The sequence below is a fragment of the Yoonia sp. 2307UL14-13 genome (genome assembly GCF_037572755.1).
Classification (GTDB): Bacteria; Pseudomonadota; Alphaproteobacteria; order Rhodobacterales; family Rhodobacteraceae; genus Yoonia.
The window spans coordinates 138,900-154,615 of sequence record NZ_JBBIFZ010000005.1; the positions used below are offsets into that span (position 1 = coordinate 138,900).

The following is a 15,716-nucleotide window of genomic DNA, read 5'->3' on the forward strand; positions in this document are numbered from 1 at the left end:
AACCGACCAAATTTTCAATTATGGGATGCATGACGCGACAGAGGTGCCCGGACGGGATACGGAAATGAACCCGACGCCCGTCGCGCGACCGGGGCAGATCATCGGGCTTTTGGGTGGGTCATTCGATCCGCCACACGAAGGGCATGTTCACATCAGCAAGGCTGGGTTGAAACGTTTCGGTCTCGATCAGTTGTGGTGGTTGGTGAGCCCGGGCAACCCCTTGAAGGCAAAGGGTCCAGCCTCGATGTCGCAGCGCATCGCGGCGGCACGCGCGATCATGAGCCACCCGCGCGTGATCATCACGGATATCGAAGCGCGTCTTGGGACAAGGTACACGGCGGAGACCCTTGCGGCATTACGGCGGCGATATTCGGGGGTTCGTTTTGTCTGGCTCATGGGGGCGGATAATCTTGCGCAGTTTCATCGTTGGCAGGATTGGCGATGGATTATGGATCATGTGCCCGTCGGCGTGATGGCACGCCCGGGGGATCGGATCGCGGCGCGGATGTCGAAGACTGCGCGCATCTATGCGCAGGCACGATTGCCGAAACAGGCAGCCCATTGCCTAGGTCTTATGGCGCCACCGGCGTGGTCATTCGTCAATCTGCCGATGTCGCATCAATCCTCGACGGCCATCCGAGCGAGAGGACAGTGGTGATGTCTTTCACGCGGCGTGGTGTTCTTGGTGGGGTTTTGTCGAGTGTCGCGACAGGCGTGATGGCTGAAGCGCCGTTTACGTCGATGCGGCCGCGCGCGCGGATCGTTCCGACCGCCGATTTGGGAACGATCATCCGCCGTGCCCGGCTGTCGGGGGATGTCGGCTGTGTACTTGCGGATTTGGAAAGCGGTGAGGTTCTGCAGGAGGTTGCTCCCGATTTACGGCTGCCTCCGGCAAGTGTCACCAAGGCGGTCACGGCGCTGTACGCGCTTGAGACATTAGGACCGGCGCATCGGTTTGCCACGCGCCTGCTAGCAACGGGACCGCTGGTCAACGGGGTTCTGGACGGCGATCTTATCTTGGCGGGCGGGGGTGATCCGAACCTCGTGACAGATCAGCTGGCGACCTTGGCGGACCGGTTGAAGGATACCGGACTGAGCACGGTGAATGGTGACTTCCTCGTGTGGGACGATGCGCTGGTCAATCTGGATGAAATCGATCCGTCGCAGCTGGATCACCTAGGATACAATCCTACGATCACCGGTTTGAATCTGAACTTCAACCGTGTGTATTTCGAATGGAAGCGATCAGGTGATGATTACACCACGGTGTTGGATGCACGCAGCGAGAATTTCAAGCCACAGGTGACCTCTGCCCGGATGGCCGTTGTCAATCGCGCTTCGCCGGTTTTTACCTATCGAGGCCGGGAAGGTGTCGATGAATGGACGGTTGCGCGCCGGGCTTTGAACAACGGTGGGTCGCGCTGGCTGCCGGTGCGCAATCCCGCGCGTTATGCAGGCGAGGTCTTCGCCACTTTTGCCCGGTCGCATGGGATTGTGTTGGCCGCACCCAAGGAAATCGCCGACCTTCCGCAGATCAGTGAACTGGCGGTTTTCGAGAGTCGGCCGCTAGAGCAAATGATGCGCGGCATGTTGCGATTTTCGACCAATATCACCGCAGAGGCTGCGGGCCTTGCGACAAGTGCCGCCGCCAGCGGTCAGCGGCGTGGTTTGCGAACTTCGGCTTTGAGTATGGCCCGTTGGGCCGAACAACGTGCGGGTGCCCGTGCCAATTTCGTCGATCATTCCGGGTTGGGTGATCAGTCCCGCATCTCGGCGGCGGATATGGTGAAGTTTCTGTCCGCGGATGGGGTGCGTGCGACACTGCATCCCATCCTGAAGCCGGTTACGCTGACCGATCGCAGTGGCGATCGGTTGTCGGAATTTCCGGGCGAGGTTCGTGGCAAGACCGGAACGCTGAACTTTGTGTCCAGCCTTGCCGGTTATGTTCGGGCGCAAAGTGGGCGACAGCTTTCATTCGCATTTTTCGCGGCAGACCTCGCGGCGCGCGAGGCGGGCAAACGGGCCGGAGACGAATCACCCCGCGGTGCCGTCGGTTGGAACCGCGCTGCGAAACGGTTGCAGCAGGATATCCTGCAGAATTGGATCAGGTTGCTTTAATCCGCCGTTTTTTTGGTTTTTGCGGTACGCGGCCCGCCGATGAACCAGATGATGAACCCGACCAAAGGGGCCAATGCAATGAGCAGCGTCCATACGACCTTGTTCGCGCGTGTTTCCTCGGACGTGATGACTTGAAGAATGGCATAAAGCGCACAAGGCAGTGTGATCAGGAAAAAGACGAACATGGGCATTTGGAGAATCCTTGGCTGGTTTCGACATTATTGCGGCTTTGCTATCGTTCAAGCAGCTGCTGGTTCAATGTGTGACTGAACTTTGTTCATAATTTGGCGGAACGAAAGAAACCGACTTTTTTGCTAAAGGGTCATGTGCCGTGCGCGGGCGCCGCGTTCGATTGCCGCAGCGTGTAGTCGGTCGAGGTTCAGCTCATCCCTGATCTCTTCGAGCATCCGGGCCTCGGACCCGACGATGCGCCCGTCCGCAGCGGCGACGTCACACGACAGCGCATAGGCTGTTTCGAACAGCTTTTCAGGCAGCGTGTCGCGGATCAGACCGAACAGCGCCTCAAGCCCGTCTTCCTGTTCGAGCAGGTCGAACACCATCTGAGACATGCGCGGCAGGCGCTCGGCGTCATAGCCTGCAAAGACAGGCAAGTTGTTGATCGCATTACTCATTTTCACAAGTTCAGACGTGCTGATCTGTTCATCGGCGGCGGATACCGCGATCATCAGGGCTGCCAGCGCGTCTTGCGCGCTAAGGGGTGCGTCTTCGAACATTGTGCGTCCTTTGCTGTTTCACCTCATTTATTGACCCGACCCGCCCGCCGCAATAGGGAGTGCGCGGTGTTGTTGCCGCAGGGGCGACAACGAAATGTGAGAGAGATCATGAGCAATTTTCGCGACGCGGCGATGACATCGAAGGCCTGGCCATTTGTCGAGGCACGCGCGTTGCTGAAACGCTATGAAAAAGCGCCGCCTGAAAAGGGCTATGTATTGTTCGAGACGGGTTATGGCCCGTCCGGTCTGCCGCATATAGGCACATTCGGTGAGGTGTTGCGCACGACGATGATACGCCGCGCATTCGCGGTAATCTCTGACATTCCAACGAAGCTGATCTGCTTCTCGGACGATCTGGATGGGATGCGGAAGGTGCCGGGAAATGTGCCGCAGCAAGAGATGTTGAAGGAGCACATTCAGAAGCCTTTGACCTCTGTCCCCGATCCGTTTGGGACGCACGAGAGCTTTGGCCATCATAACAATGCCATGCTGCGCCGTTTTCTGGACACGTTCGGGTTCGAGTACGAGTTTTACTCGGCGCGGGAGTTTTATCGCTCGGGTCAGTTCGACGAGGTGCTTCTGCGTGCGGCCGAACGCTATGACGATGTGATGGCCGTCATGTTGAAGTCGCTGCGGGAAGAGCGGCAGGGGACATATTCGATCTTTTTGCCCATCCATCCTGAGACGGGTCGTGTTTTGTACGTGCCAATGAAGAATGTCGATGGCGCGAAAGGTGAGGTCACATTTGATGATGAAGATGGCCGCGAATGGACCCTGCCGGTGACCGGCGGCAACGTGAAGCTGCAGTGGAAGCCTGACTTTGGGGCGCGCTGGGCTGCACTGGACGTCGATTTTGAGATGTATGGCAAGGAACACGCCACCAATACGGCCATCTATGACCGGATTTGCGAGATACTTGGGGGACGGAAGCCGAACCATTTTTCGTATGAGCTGTTTTTGGATGAGAATGGTCAGAAGATTTCCAAATCTTCCGGCAACGGGATTTCGATTGATGAATGGCTGTCTTACGCGGCGACGGAGAGCTTGTCATACTTCATGTTCCTCAAACCGAAGACGGCCAAACGAATGCATTTCGATGTGATCCCGAAAGCGGTCGATGAGTATCACCAGCAGTTGCGGGCTTATGCAGATCAGGACGCCGCCGCCCGGATGAACAACCCGGTGTTCCACATTCACGGGCATAACGTGCCCGCGTCGGATATGGTCGTGCCGTTTGCGATGTTGCTCAACCTCGCGTCGGTTTCGGGGGCTGAGGACAAGGAAACGCTTTGGGGTTTTATCCAGCGTTACGCGCCAGAAGCGTCAGCGGAGAAGAACCCGCAAATGGATCAGGCGGCCGGTTTTGCCGTGCGTTACTACAATGACTTCGTAAAGCCGACGAAGGTTTACCGTGCGCCGACCGATCAGGAGCGTGCGGCGATGGAGGATTTGGTGGCGCATCTGAAGACCTGGGATGGGGGATTGGATGCCGAAGAGCTGCAGACGATGGTTTTCGCCGTTGGTAAAGAGCATGGGTTCGAACCTTTGCGCGTATGGTTCACGGCACTTTACGAGGTGCTGTTGGGTGCGTCGCAGGGACCGCGTTTTGGTGGGTTTATCGCACTTTATGGTGTGGACGAGACCATCGCGCTGATCGAAGGACGCCTGGCCGAGTGAACTGATCTGCGCATTGCGCCGTATTCCATATGAAAGGGAGACGGATTATGCGCAGATTATTTGCTTTTCTTCTTGGGTTTTGCATGTTGGCCTCACCCGTATTGGCTCAGGATGCGGATGCGATCGAGAATGTGATTGGCAGCCAGTTGCAGGCGTTTAACGACCGCGACGTTGAGGGAGCGTGGCAATATGCCAGCCCGAATATCAAGCGCATCTTTGGCAACCCCGGTAATTTCGGTGTGATGGTCCAGCAAGGCTATCCCATGGTATGGGACAATGCGGATGTGCGATTTTTAGAACTGCGCGATGTGTCCGGAAACCTTTGGCAAAAGATCATGCTGCGTGATGCCCGCGGCGGGCTGCATGTGCTGGATTATCAGATGATCGAAACGCCCGAGGGCTGGCAGATCAACGGTGTCCAGTTGCTACCTGGGCCCGACGTTGGGGCCTGATCAGGCCACCGTCACGGTGGTATCAGCGCCTCTTTAGACAATCGCATTACCCCTCTGCACCGAATGGCGCGACCTGCGCTCACCGGATGCCAAGAGGGGTTTTTCATGAACAAGGCGATTACTGACGGTATTGTATTCAACCCATTGCCCTTTGCGGCGGGCCTGGGTGTGTGGTCGAGCGGGGATGGCACGCCCGGGTCGGATACCTATGCGGCCAGCGGGAACGGTGTGTTCGTGGCGGCTGATCAGGACTTTGCAGGATGTCTGGAGGTCCTGAAAACAGAACCGGTCGCGCGGGTGCGCTATATGGGTGAGACACCGGTTCTGCCCGGGTGCTATCTGAAGGTGACGGCACGGGTGAAGGCGGTAGCGGGGCCATTGCCATCGGTGCGCATTTCTGGCTGGGCCGGCTTGGCTGGCGGGTCGGAGGCGACGGGTTTGCCGGAATTCGGTTCATCGGTCACGCTGACCACCTATGGTGAGGTCGTCGAGGTTTCCGCCATTATCGCCACGGCAGATCGCACAGGCGTGGATATGGTCTGGACCGGCGCAAGTTATGGGCACCTGGGGATCGATTTGACCGGTCCATCGGGTGGGTTGGTGCGTGTCGATGACATTGTGGTCGATGACGTATCCGCCCTGTTCACGCGCGATCTGGTCGGGCTGGTCGATGTCCGAGATTACGGTGCGAAAGGCGATGGCGTGACGGACGATTCCGCGGCCTTTGATCTGGCGGATGCCGCGGCTGCCGGCCGCACGATCATGGTTCCGACCGGGACATATTTGTTGGAAAATAGCGTCACCATCGACAATCGCATTCATTTTGAGGGTCATGTGGTGCAAGCGCCAGAGCATCGGTTCATCCTGCGCCGTGACTTCAATTACCAGATGTATGTGGAGGCGTTCGAGGATCAGGAGATCGCGTTCAAAAAGGCCTTTCAGGCATTAATCAACTCATCCGGGCATGAGTCGCTGGACCTGAACGGGCGCCGGATTTCTTTGAGCGAGCCGGTTGACATGCAAGCCGCCGATCCGACCCGGACGCGGTTCGAGACGCGCCGTGTCATCCGTAACGGTCAGTTTCAGCCGATAGATGGTGCTGCTTGGGATCCGGATGTAGTGACCTCGCAGGCGACTTATGCCGTGACCGACCAGAAGCGCCTGACCAACGTCGTGAATGTGGCCAATATCGCGGTTGGTTCCCTTGTCACGGGCAATGGTGTGGGGCGCGAGATTTATGTAAGTGCCGTTAATGTCAGCGCGGGAACGGTCGACCTAACCCAGCCGCTTTATGATGCGGAAGGCACCCAGGACTTCACCTTTACGCGCTTCAAATATATGCTGGACTTCTCTGGTTTTGATAAGTTCAGCCAGTTCGTCATCGATGACATCGAATTCCAGGGCCGCGGGATCGCCAGCGGCATCATGATGTGCCCGGACGGGTTTACCTTCCACGTGCGTGATTGCTTTATCAACCGGCCCAGGGATCGCGGCATCACGTCACCCGGTGTCGGCTGTCAGGGGATGATGATAGACCGGTGTCAGTTGATATCTTTCGAGCAGGCGATTCCGGTGTCGGAGCGCACCACGATCGGGTTCAATGCGAATGCGAACGATGTCAAAATCCGCGACAACCGTGTCAGCAAGTTCAAACATTTCTGCGTTCTGGCGGGGACAGGTACGCTGATCACCGCAAATCACTGGTTTCATGGTGATGATGAGATTAACGGCCCGCGCAAAGGTGGTGTTGTGATCACCGCCTTGAACCCGAAATCGGTGTTCACCGGGAATTACTGCGACAACAATTTCATCGAATGGACGAACGAGCATTCGAGTTCACCCGCACTCGGCAACCAGTTTTCGTTCGGTGGTCTTACGATTACCGGCAACATCTTCACCACGAATGATGTGGCGGGATGGTTCAATTTCATCGTGATCAAACCTTATGGCCCAGGCCACTATATCAACGGTTTCTCGGTTGTCAGTAATGTCTTCCGGTCCCTGAACGGGCGGATCGATCGTGTGGAGTATGTGGATACCACATTTGCCGACCTTGATCGCAATCGGACGCGGGGTTTGGTGTTTTCGGACAATGTGTATCACAATGTGAACCTGCCCGCCTTCAATCCAGCGTTTCTGGACCATACACAGGTGACCGAAGCAACGACTTGGACGCTGGATACGGAAGAGACGCTGCCCTTTGGCGGGCCCGCGCGTTTCGTCGATGCGGTCATGCCGGACGGGGCTATCACGAACGGCGTGGACGTACGGGTGCATGACCAACCGTGGGCTGAAGGCAGTCAGGGCGCTGACGGACAGAGCGTCCATCTAAACTGGGGACAGCCCGTCAAAGGTACGGTCCGCTATCAGGTTCGAACCGACATACCATCGGCCTGATTTGCCGTGAAAGGGCCAGCGGCACCACCGGGTGCCGTTGGCTCTTTCCATCCTGGAAGATGGGCGTATTCATAGCGGCACATCGAGCGAGATCGCGATATGCCGAAACCTGTCGTCATCAGTCATTTTTACCAGGCGCCACCTGAAGCTGTCTGGCAGGTTGCGACAGACTTTGCATGCTTTGCTGAGGCAATGCGGGGCGTTGCCACATTCGAGGGTATGCCAACCGAGGGACGACTGAAAGCGGGCGACCGCTTTGATGTGCGCGTGCGGTTGTTCGGTTGGATGCCGCCGATGAACTATTACATGACGCTTGCCGCCTATGACCCGGCATTGCGTTGCTTTCGCAGTATCGAACACGGCGGATCTATCCGTCGATGGGAGCATGTTCTTCAGGTCGTACCGGAAAATGAAGGTGCCCGTTTGACTGATACGGTGCATATCGATGCGGGCCTGACGACGCCGCTCATGCGCGTTTGGGCCCGGTACGTTTATCGCAAGCGGCATCCGCCACGTTTGCGGATGCTGCAAAGTCGGCAACCCGTCTGACGTACGCCCTTTGATCTTTGTCGGGGTGAGTGCCAAAGTGGCGAACAATGCTTTCGAGTCTGTTGATCACTTTGATTTTATTGCCTGTTGCGGCCGTGCATGCCCTTTGGGGATTTGGCATCTGGTTTCCCGTACGCGACGAGGAACGGTTGGCCCATGCTGTTGTCGGCGCAAGAAATACCGACAGGATGCCGGGACCGATCCCTTGCTTTCTGGTCGCGGGCGTCTTGACGATGATGGCGATTGTCGTGTGGGGCAGCGGCACCGTTGTCGGGTTTATCGCCTGGGGGGGCGCCGTTGTTTTTCTGGTTCGTGGGACAATGGCCTATATGAGGCTTTGGCGCCGTATGACCCCGGAACAGCCGTTCGCGCGCCTTGATCAGATGTACTTTGGGCCGTTGTGTTTTGTGCTGGCGGTCTTGTTCGCGACGCGCGGCTTTTTTGGGTAAGGTTTTGCGGCGACCTGATGCGCGACGCGCGTCGCGTTGCCTTGGTGAGCGTTCAGTCGCGGACAGGGTCAGGCGGATCGGTCGTCGCGGGATATGCGCATAAGCTGAACGGTATAGGCCGGGCGCGCAAATGCCTCTCTGAGTCGATGTCTCGCCGTAGAGCCGGTTTGCGGCGGACAAGATGCCGACGCTTTGAGTCCGAAATGACGTGCAACCATCAGTGCCCGCCGTTCATGATATTTGTCCGTCACGATCGTTACGACGGGCCCCGAAAGGAGCCGCCTTGCAAAGCGGATGTTTTCGAGTGTCGATGTTGATCGATCCTCGAGCAATACGGCTCGATCGGCGACCTTGGCCTGCAGCAAAATATCCCGCATGACGGCAGCTTCGGTTGGTGGGTGCGCACCGAGCCCCCCACAAGGAACGATCAAGGGTGCGACGCCCTGATGCCAGAGCTTAGCCGCGTGCAGTGTCCGCCGCCGCAGGGTGGGGGATGGGCCATCCGCCCAAACGGCAGCCCCGAGGATAAGAATGGCATCCATATGTAAATCTAGGATTTCGGCGACCGGAATGAAAAGGGTGTTAATTTTTTGACATCTTCTGCGCGGAGAAGATGTGAAGATTGACAAATTGCAACGCGACACTTTGGTCCGACTTGGCTTCTTGCGTAATCTCATCATCATAGCATTCGGAGGAAATCGCGGCCGCCGGTTCGCGCAGAATACAGATCAGGGGACATGCCATGACTGACAAAACCTACCCGCCATCCGCCGCTTTGGCCGGCGAAGCGCATGCTGACAAGGCGGCGTATGAAGCGATGTATGCCGCATCCATTGCCGACCCGGACGCCTTCTGGGCGGAGCATGGAAAGCGGATTGATTGGATCAAGCCCTACGCGACCGTCAAAAACACCAGTTTCGCCCCCGGCAACATCGATATCAAATGGTTTGAAGATGGCACGTTGAACGTCAGTGCGAATTGCATCGACCGACATCTGAAAGATCGGGGCGATCAGACGGCCATCATCTGGGAGCCCGACAGCACTGACGACAAACCGCTGCATATCACTTACGCGATCCTGCACGAAAAGACCTGTCTGATGGCCAATAGCCTGAAAGAGTTGGGCGTGAGAAAGGGCGATCGGGTTGTGCTGTACATGCCGATGATCCCGGAAGCGGCCTATGCGATGTTGGCCTGCGCGCGGATCGGCGCGATCCATTCGATCGTATTTGCCGGTTTCTCGGCCGATGCGTTGGCGGCGCGGATCAGCGGATCGCAGGCGAAGGTCGTGATCACCGCAGATGGTGCCCCGCGGGGTGGTCGTGTGACGAACCTGAAAGACAGCGTCAATCAGGCGCTGATCAATGTGATGCACGATGTCAAATGCCTATGCGTTCGGCGGACCGGACAGCAGATCGCCTGGCGTGAGGATGGCGACTTCTGGTTGCATGAGATGGAGGAGAAAGTCTCGGCGGACTGCCCACCAGAGGAAATGGCTGCCGAAGATCCGCTGTTTATTCTCTATACATCTGGTTCGACCGGCCAGCCCAAAGGTGTGGTCCACACCACAGGTGGGTACATCGTCTATGCGTCGATGACCCACCAGTACACGTTCGATTATCACGACGGTGATGTTTTCTGGTGTACCGCCGATGTGGGGTGGGTCACGGGCCATAGCTACATCGTCTATGGACCGCTGGCGAATGGTGCGACGACGTTGATGTTCGAAGGTGTGCCGACCTATCCCGATGCGGGTCGGTTTTGGCAGGTATGCGAACGACATAAGGTCAATCAGTTTTATACCGCACCGACAGCTATTCGAGCCCTGATGGGGCAGGGCAATGATTTCGTCGAAAAATACGATTTGTCTGATCTGAAAGTGCTGGGCACAGTCGGCGAGCCGATCAACCCCGAAGCATGGAACTGGTACAACAACGTGGTTGGCAAGGGGCGTGTGCCCATCGTGGACACATGGTGGCAGACAGAGACCGGGGGGCATCTGTTGACACCGCTTCCGGGGGCTACGGCAACGAAGCCGGGTTCGGCGACACTGCCATTCTTTGGGGTGCAACCCGTAGTGTTAGAGCCCACAACCGGCGAAGAAATACACGATACAGCCGCCGAAGGCGTGCTGTGCATCAAGGATAGTTGGCCGGCCCAGATGCGCACTGTCTGGGGTGATCATGAACGGTTCGAAAAGACCTATTTCGCGGACTACAAGAATTACTATTTCACGGGCGATGGTTGCCGCCGCGATGCCGATGGCTATTACTGGATTACCGGCCGGGTGGATGACGTGATCAATGTCTCTGGCCACCGCATGGGCACGGCAGAGGTGGAAAGCGCCCTGGTGGCGCATGCAAAGGTCGCCGAAGCCGCTGTGGTAGGTTACCCGCATGCGGTAAAGGGGCAGGGCATTTATGCCTATGTGACCCTGATGACGGGGGAGGACCCGTCGGATGAACTGCGCAAAGAGTTGGAAACATGGGTTCGGTCCGAGATCGGCCCGATCGCCAAGCCCGATTTGCTGCAATGGGCCCCAGGTTTGCCGAAGACCCGTTCGGGCAAGATCATGCGTCGCATTTTGCGTAAGATCGCCGAAAACGACTACGGAGCACTGGGCGATACCTCGACGCTTGCCGACCCGTCTGTGGTTGATGATCTGATCGAGAATCGAATGAACCACGAATAGGGCCGGCACCGGCCTGACGGCGATATCTGGCTGCATCCGACGGGAGTGTTCTAGACAAATATGATGAACGGAGTGTTTTTTGACGCGCTCCGCTTTGCCGCTATTTGACGGTGTATGACATCCATCCTTTGGTTCAAACGAGACTTGCGGGTGGCGGATCATCCGGCCTTGGCCCGAGCAGTGGCGGCAGGGCCGGTCCTGCCGCTTTACATTATCGAGCCGGACTATTGGCAAGAGCCAGACATGTCGGTGCGGCAATGGGATTTCGTGCAGGAAAGCCTGATTGATCTAAGGCAGCAGCTTACCGGGATTGGGCTGCGGCTTGTGATCCGAGTTGGGGTCGCTACGGATATATTGGACGACCTGCGCCGGACCCACGCTGTTTCTGCGATGTTCAGCCATGAGGAAACCGGCAATTCATGGACCTATGCCCGCGATCTGGCGGTAGCGGATTGGGCGCGGGTGCATGGCGTGATCTGGACCGAACTTGCCCAATCCGGAGTCGTCCGTCGCCTGAATGGTCGCGATGGGTGGGCGAAGGCGCGGAACACGTTTTTGCGGGAAGAACAGGTGCGGGCGCCGTCAGAAGTTCGTGGCGTGAATGCGTCTTCTGATGAGGTCCCCGACCTATTGCCGCCTGATTATTGCCCGCAGCGCCAAATAGGTGGTCGCACGATGGCAATGAAGACCTTGGGCAGCTTTCTGACCGAACGTGGTGCAACCTATCGCCGAGACATGTCCTCGCCTCTGACCGGTGCAAATGCATGTTCACGCCTGTCGCCCTATCTGGCCTGGGGTTGCCTGTCAGGTCGCGAGGCTGCGCAGGCCGGGGCTGCCCGTCAGCGAGAGGTCAACGGGGACTGGGCCAAATCACTGCAGTCGTTTCAGGCCAGGTTGGCTTGGCGTGATCACTTCATGCAAAAACTGGAGGACCAACCAACGCTCGAGCGTCGTTGCCTGCATTCCGCCTACGAAGGGCTTCGGGTGGATCACAGCGCGCGTCGACAGGCCTGGGAAAAGGGTGAGACTGGGCTGCCGTTCGTTGATGCGTGTATGCGGTACGTGGCTGCGACGGGTTGGTTGAACTTTCGCATGCGGTCGATGGTGATGGCGGTCGCATCATACCATCTGTGGCTTGATTGGCGGCGGACGGGGTTGCTTCTGGCGCGGCAATTTACGGACTATGAGGCTGGTATCCATTGGCCACAGACGCAGATGCAGTCTGGGACGACTGGGATGAATACGATCCGCATTTACAACCCGATCAAGCAGGGGCACGATCAGGATCCGACGGGTGTGTTCACGCGAAGATGGGTGCCCGAACTGGCCGATGTTCCTGACGCATATTTGCAAGAGCCTTGGAAATGGGAAGATGCGGATACGCTGGCGTATCCGGCCCCAATCGTCGATGTGACCGCTGCCGCGAAAGAGGCGCGGTATCGGATTTACGCGGTGCACCGGCGTGATGGTTTCCGGGCAGAGGCCGCGCGGGTGATCGACAAACATGCCAGTCGGAAAGATCCGCGGGGGCATTTCGTCAATGATCGCGATCCCCGCCGTAAAACGCGCGACCAGCGGCAAGGCGCGTTCGACTTCTAAGGCGCGGGCTTGTCGATCTTGACCTCGGATGTCTCAAATGATGTGTCGTGAGCGTCCGCTGATCCGTTTCGCATCGAAACCGACACAGTATCGCTGTCCAGTAACTTGACTTCACGCTGTGGGAACGGAATCGAAATGCCGTTTTCGCTGAACGCATCCCAAAGCGCCAGATAGACATTTCCTCTGATATTCGTCAGCCCCCCCGTTGGGTCGGTAATCCAGAAACGCAGGATGTAATCGACGGAACTATCGCCGAAACCAACGATGTGGCAAACGGCGGGGCGGTTTTTGAGCACCCGATCCACGCTTTGAGCGGCCTCGATGGCGATACGTCGAACGTCATGGGGATTGTCGCCATATGACGTCCCGAAAAAGATGTCGAGCCGGACGAAATCGTTCGAGTGGGACCAGTTGACCACCTGGCCAGTGATCAGGTCTTCGTTCGGGATCAGGTATTCGCGCCCGTCGCGGGTGACGACAGAAACATAGCGGGCGCCCAGTGAATTGATCCAGCCGAAGGTTTCACCCAGGCTGATGACGTCGCCCGGTTTGATCGACTTGTCGAGCAGGATGATCACGCCGGAGACCAGGTTCGAGACGACCTTTTGTAGACCAAAACCAAGGCCGACGCCGATGGCCCCGGACAACACGGCGAGGCCTGTCAGATCGATGCCCAACGCACGTACGCCGATAAAAAGGGCTGCCCCATAAAAGGCGATCTGCACGCCCTTAATGATCAGAACCTGCATCGACGGGCTGATATCGTCGTTAAGGCGAACCCGGCTCGAGGTCGTGGTCGTGAGAAAGCGGGCGAGTGTGATGGTCGCCCCAAGGACCACCAATGCCTGTACGACCAGCAGCAAGGAAAAGCGGATTTCGCCGACTTGAAAGCCTGCACTGTCCAAGAGCCGCTCGGCCTGCGGGAGAAGGTCGAGAATGCGCAGGGTGACATATGTCCATGCCCCGTATCGAACGGCCTTTCGCAGGAATGGGCTTTTGATCAGCCGCGTGACGAAAACGATCATCAGCCATGCGAAAGCGAGCGTGCCGATGATGCTGAGGAGATAACTGCGGCTTGGCCAGGTGATCTCGCGCATGATCCAAATCGTGGCCCAGATGAGCCCGACGAAGAAAATCGCCCTTAGCCGCTGATGAATGACGGCAAGGATACGCATCCGCCATTTCGGCCAATTCTCGCGCGCCGCCATCCACGCCCGTATGCGGGGCCCCAAGAGTGCCCGCATCAGGTGCGCCACGACAAGCAGACCAATCGCAATCAGGATTTGGTACAGATTCCATGTGCGGAACATGGCTTCCAGAAAAAACTGTCCGCGTTCCAGAAGTTCGCTGCCAATGCCGATCACCTGTTCGAGCTGCTCGTCCGTCGACAATTCCGAGATCGCGTCATCGGGGCCTTTCATGGTGACGTGGCGCGACATGGGTTTCCTTTGTCCGGTGCGGCTGAAAGAAGTGTTGCACGGTCCGCGCGGGCCTATCAAGCGGAGCGGTATGGAATGGGGGATGATATCAGGGTCAGAGCGGCGACGACAGCCGACGCATGCGCGATGTCGCGTGTCGTGTGCGACGCATTATATGTATCGAACATGCCCGATTATGGACCGGCCAATATTCAACGGGTTGCTAGCCATTTTACCGAATCTGGCGTGCATTCGATGATCGATCGTTTCGACATTTGTTTGGTCGCTGAGCTGGACGGGTGTGTCATCGGCACCGCAAGTTTGGTTGCAGAGGGTAACGTAGGCAGGGTCCGGGCCTTCTTTGTTGATCCTGTTCATCAAGGCTGCGGCGCAGGGGCCGCCCTTTATCGAAGCCTCCGACAAGCCGCACCTGATCTTGGCGTTACCCGCTTTTCCGTCAGATCGTCGCTTTTTGCGGTCCAATTCTACAAAAAGATGGGTTTTGTTGAGGTGCAAGAACTATGGCATGGCGATGAGCGCACAGTCGAGATGCGAAATTAGGGCGGCGTCCCGTCAGGCCTTGCCGGAACTGGATAGGGCCGTTACGAATTTGTTGACGCCCGCAAAGGAATTTCCAGATGGACCTGACTTTATTGTTGCTGATTGGCCTCGGTGCCGCATTGATCATACCAAATCTTGGAGGCGACGACGATGATGATGATGGCCCGGAACGAAACGAGATTCGGGGGACACTAGGCGATGATCCGGAACTTAACGGAACCGACGGTGATGATCTGATCCGCGGCTTTGCAGGGGATGATGTCATAGATGCAGGAGCTGGTGTAGATGAGGTACGGGCCGGCGAAGGCGAGGATGTGGTAAATGGTGGCCCAGATCGCGACGAAATTTTCGGTGGGCCTGGCGACGACATACTGAACGGTGATGGCGGCAACGATACGATCCGTGGTGGCGGCGGCAACGATACCATTGATGGTGGCGAAGGCTTTGACATTGTGTTTGGGGGTGCCGGTGACGATGTGATCTATGGGGACGTCGGCGATGCCACCCTGCGCGGTGAAGACGACGATGATGATGTATTCCTCTGGGGGGAAGAGGGTCGGGCCTTTGGCGGTGATGGTGATGATGAGCTGGTGATGGTTACTGGTCGCGGTCTGTTGGATGGTGTCGCAGGAAGCAATACCTACTACGCCTTAGCTAACGATGACGATGAACAGCAGACGGTTGCTATTATTCGGGAACTTGGGCTGGACGATGAGATCGTGATGACAATCGACACGAGTGATGCGAGCGCCGAAGATGCGGACCTTTTGGTCACGGTTACCGAAGGAACCATCAATGGCGAAGATGGCTATAATATTGAGGTAGCATTCGCCAATGAAGCGGATGAACCGGGTGATGGTGAAACTTTTGAGACCGCCCGCGCATTTGTCCTTGGTAGAAGCCTTGACATCGAAACAGTCGTCGAGGCCGTCAGGGTGGATGTGACGGTGAATGCGGGTCTGTCGGTTGAAGATGCTCAGACAACATTTGATAATGTGAAAGCGGGAGCAGTGGTTCCTGCCGTGACTGACCCTGAACTCACTTAGGTTTCTTAAAGGGTTGTTTCAGTT

The 15,716-nt window shown here is 57.3% G+C and carries 15 protein-coding genes; 11 read left to right on the plus strand and 4 right to left on the minus strand.

Features of this window, described 5'->3' with window-relative positions; translation table 11 throughout:
- Nucleotides 1-25 precede the first annotated feature (25 nt).
- The gene (locus V8J85_RS13830; RefSeq protein WP_339954339.1) at nucleotides 26-658 is read left to right on the plus strand and encodes a nicotinate-nucleotide adenylyltransferase; all 633 of its coding nucleotides are present in this window, start codon (nucleotides 26-28) and stop codon (nucleotides 656-658) included.
- On the plus strand, nucleotides 658-2,118 hold the full coding sequence (gene dacB / locus V8J85_RS13835; protein WP_339954340.1) for a D-alanyl-D-alanine carboxypeptidase/D-alanyl-D-alanine endopeptidase: 1,461 nt from the start codon (nucleotides 658-660) through the stop codon (nucleotides 2,116-2,118). The genes V8J85_RS13830 and dacB overlap by 1 nt, the downstream gene beginning before the upstream one ends.
- On the opposite strand, the gene V8J85_RS13840 is transcribed toward dacB, so the two are convergent.
- Together V8J85_RS13840 and V8J85_RS13845 are read right to left on the minus strand one after the other, a co-directional pair.
- Nucleotides 2,115-2,309: a PLD nuclease N-terminal domain-containing protein gene (locus V8J85_RS13840; protein ID WP_339954341.1), complete on the minus strand. Its 195-nt coding sequence runs from the start codon at nucleotides 2,307-2,309 to the stop codon at nucleotides 2,115-2,117. The two genes, dacB and V8J85_RS13840, sit on opposite strands and share 4 nt — an antisense overlap.
- A gap of 123 nt (nucleotides 2,310-2,432) precedes the next feature.
- A complete protein-coding gene (locus V8J85_RS13845) occupies nucleotides 2,433-2,852 on the minus strand; it encodes a tellurite resistance TerB family protein (RefSeq protein WP_339954342.1) in 420 nt (139 codons plus the stop codon).
- Between the two features lie 108 nt (nucleotides 2,853-2,960).
- Here V8J85_RS13845 and V8J85_RS13850 point away from each other — a divergent pair, with 108 nt between their 5' ends.
- The 5 genes from V8J85_RS13850 (at nucleotide 2,961) to V8J85_RS13870 (ending at nucleotide 8,376) form a co-directional block, all read left to right on the plus strand.
- On the plus strand, nucleotides 2,961-4,529 hold the full coding sequence (locus tag V8J85_RS13850) for a lysine--tRNA ligase (RefSeq protein WP_339954343.1): 1,569 nt from the start codon (nucleotides 2,961-2,963) through the stop codon (nucleotides 4,527-4,529).
- 47 nt (nucleotides 4,530-4,576) lie between these two features.
- Nucleotides 4,577-4,981, plus strand: a complete 405-nt coding sequence (locus V8J85_RS13855) for a DUF4864 domain-containing protein (protein ID WP_339954344.1) — start codon at nucleotides 4,577-4,579, stop codon at nucleotides 4,979-4,981.
- Between the two features lie 105 nt (nucleotides 4,982-5,086).
- Complete coding sequence (locus V8J85_RS13860; RefSeq protein ID WP_339954345.1) at nucleotides 5,087-7,378, plus strand: glycosyl hydrolase family 28-related protein; 2,292 nt, start codon at nucleotides 5,087-5,089, stop codon at nucleotides 7,376-7,378.
- Between the two features lie 99 nt (nucleotides 7,379-7,477).
- Nucleotides 7,478-7,927: an SRPBCC family protein gene (locus V8J85_RS13865; protein ID WP_339954346.1), complete on the plus strand. Its 450-nt coding sequence runs from the start codon at nucleotides 7,478-7,480 to the stop codon at nucleotides 7,925-7,927.
- A gap of 62 nt (nucleotides 7,928-7,989) precedes the next feature.
- On the plus strand, nucleotides 7,990-8,376 hold the full coding sequence (locus V8J85_RS13870) for a DUF3995 domain-containing protein (protein ID WP_339954347.1): 387 nt from the start codon (nucleotides 7,990-7,992) through the stop codon (nucleotides 8,374-8,376).
- 68 nt (nucleotides 8,377-8,444) lie between these two features.
- Here V8J85_RS13870 and V8J85_RS13875 read toward each other — a convergent pair whose 3' ends face one another.
- Nucleotides 8,445-8,918: a YdcF family protein gene (locus V8J85_RS13875; protein ID WP_339954348.1), complete on the minus strand. Its 474-nt coding sequence runs from the start codon at nucleotides 8,916-8,918 to the stop codon at nucleotides 8,445-8,447.
- Nucleotides 8,919-9,118: 200 nt separating this feature from the next.
- Here V8J85_RS13875 and acs point away from each other — a divergent pair, with 200 nt between their 5' ends.
- Both acs and V8J85_RS13885 read left to right on the plus strand, forming a co-directional pair.
- Complete coding sequence (gene acs, locus V8J85_RS13880) at nucleotides 9,119-11,068, plus strand: acetate--CoA ligase (protein ID WP_339954349.1); 1,950 nt, start codon at nucleotides 9,119-9,121, stop codon at nucleotides 11,066-11,068.
- Nucleotides 11,069-11,182: 114 nt separating this feature from the next.
- The gene (locus V8J85_RS13885) at nucleotides 11,183-12,667 is read left to right on the plus strand and encodes an FAD-binding domain-containing protein (RefSeq protein WP_339954350.1); all 1,485 of its coding nucleotides are present in this window, start codon (nucleotides 11,183-11,185) and stop codon (nucleotides 12,665-12,667) included.
- On the opposite strand, the gene V8J85_RS13890 is transcribed toward V8J85_RS13885, so the two are convergent.
- The gene (locus V8J85_RS13890; RefSeq protein ID WP_339954351.1) at nucleotides 12,664-14,106 is read right to left on the minus strand and encodes a mechanosensitive ion channel family protein; all 1,443 of its coding nucleotides are present in this window, start codon (nucleotides 14,104-14,106) and stop codon (nucleotides 12,664-12,666) included. The two genes, V8J85_RS13885 and V8J85_RS13890, sit on opposite strands and share 4 nt — an antisense overlap.
- A gap of 165 nt (nucleotides 14,107-14,271) precedes the next feature.
- Between V8J85_RS13890 and V8J85_RS20075 the strand changes: the two genes are divergently transcribed.
- Together V8J85_RS20075 and V8J85_RS13895 are read left to right on the plus strand one after the other, a co-directional pair.
- Entirely contained in the window at nucleotides 14,272-14,646 is a 375-nt protein-coding gene (locus V8J85_RS20075) for a GNAT family N-acetyltransferase (RefSeq protein WP_445285909.1), read from the plus strand.
- A gap of 77 nt (nucleotides 14,647-14,723) precedes the next feature.
- Nucleotides 14,724-15,692, plus strand: coding sequence for a calcium-binding protein (locus V8J85_RS13895; RefSeq protein ID WP_339954352.1), 969 nt, complete (start codon nucleotides 14,724-14,726; stop codon nucleotides 15,690-15,692).
- Nucleotides 15,693-15,716 lie beyond the last annotated feature (24 nt).

Excerpts from the sequence above, each read along its gene's own strand:
- dacB (WP_339954340.1), top strand. The coding sequence starts at position 658 with ATGTCTTTCACGCGGCGTGGTGTTCTTGGTGGGGTTTTGTCGAGTGTC.
- V8J85_RS13855 (WP_339954344.1), top strand. The coding sequence starts at position 4,577 with ATGCGCAGATTATTTGCTTTTCTTCTTGGGTTTTGCATGTTGGCCTCA.
- acs (WP_339954349.1), top strand. The coding sequence starts at position 9,119 with ATGACTGACAAAACCTACCCGCCATCCGCCGCTTTGGCCGGCGAAGCG.
- V8J85_RS13845 (WP_339954342.1), bottom strand. The coding sequence starts at position 2,852 with ATGTTCGAAGACGCACCCCTTAGCGCGCAAGACGCGCTGGCAGCCCTG.
- V8J85_RS20075 (WP_445285909.1), top strand. The coding sequence starts at position 14,272 with ATGCCCGATTATGGACCGGCCAATATTCAACGGGTTGCTAGCCATTTT.
- V8J85_RS13875 (WP_339954348.1), bottom strand. The coding sequence starts at position 8,918 with ATGGATGCCATTCTTATCCTCGGGGCTGCCGTTTGGGCGGATGGCCCA.
- V8J85_RS13840 (WP_339954341.1), bottom strand. The coding sequence starts at position 2,309 with ATGCCCATGTTCGTCTTTTTCCTGATCACACTGCCTTGTGCGCTTTAT.
- V8J85_RS13890 (WP_339954351.1), bottom strand. The coding sequence starts at position 14,106 with ATGTCGCGCCACGTCACCATGAAAGGCCCCGATGACGCGATCTCGGAA.
- V8J85_RS13885 (WP_339954350.1), top strand. The coding sequence starts at position 11,183 with ATGACATCCATCCTTTGGTTCAAACGAGACTTGCGGGTGGCGGATCAT.
- V8J85_RS13865 (WP_339954346.1), top strand. The coding sequence starts at position 7,478 with ATGCCGAAACCTGTCGTCATCAGTCATTTTTACCAGGCGCCACCTGAA.
- V8J85_RS13860 (WP_339954345.1), top strand. The coding sequence starts at position 5,087 with ATGAACAAGGCGATTACTGACGGTATTGTATTCAACCCATTGCCCTTT.
- V8J85_RS13895 (WP_339954352.1), top strand. The coding sequence starts at position 14,724 with ATGGACCTGACTTTATTGTTGCTGATTGGCCTCGGTGCCGCATTGATC.
- V8J85_RS13830 (WP_339954339.1), top strand. The coding sequence starts at position 26 with ATGCATGACGCGACAGAGGTGCCCGGACGGGATACGGAAATGAACCCG.
- V8J85_RS13850 (WP_339954343.1), top strand. The coding sequence starts at position 2,961 with ATGAGCAATTTTCGCGACGCGGCGATGACATCGAAGGCCTGGCCATTT.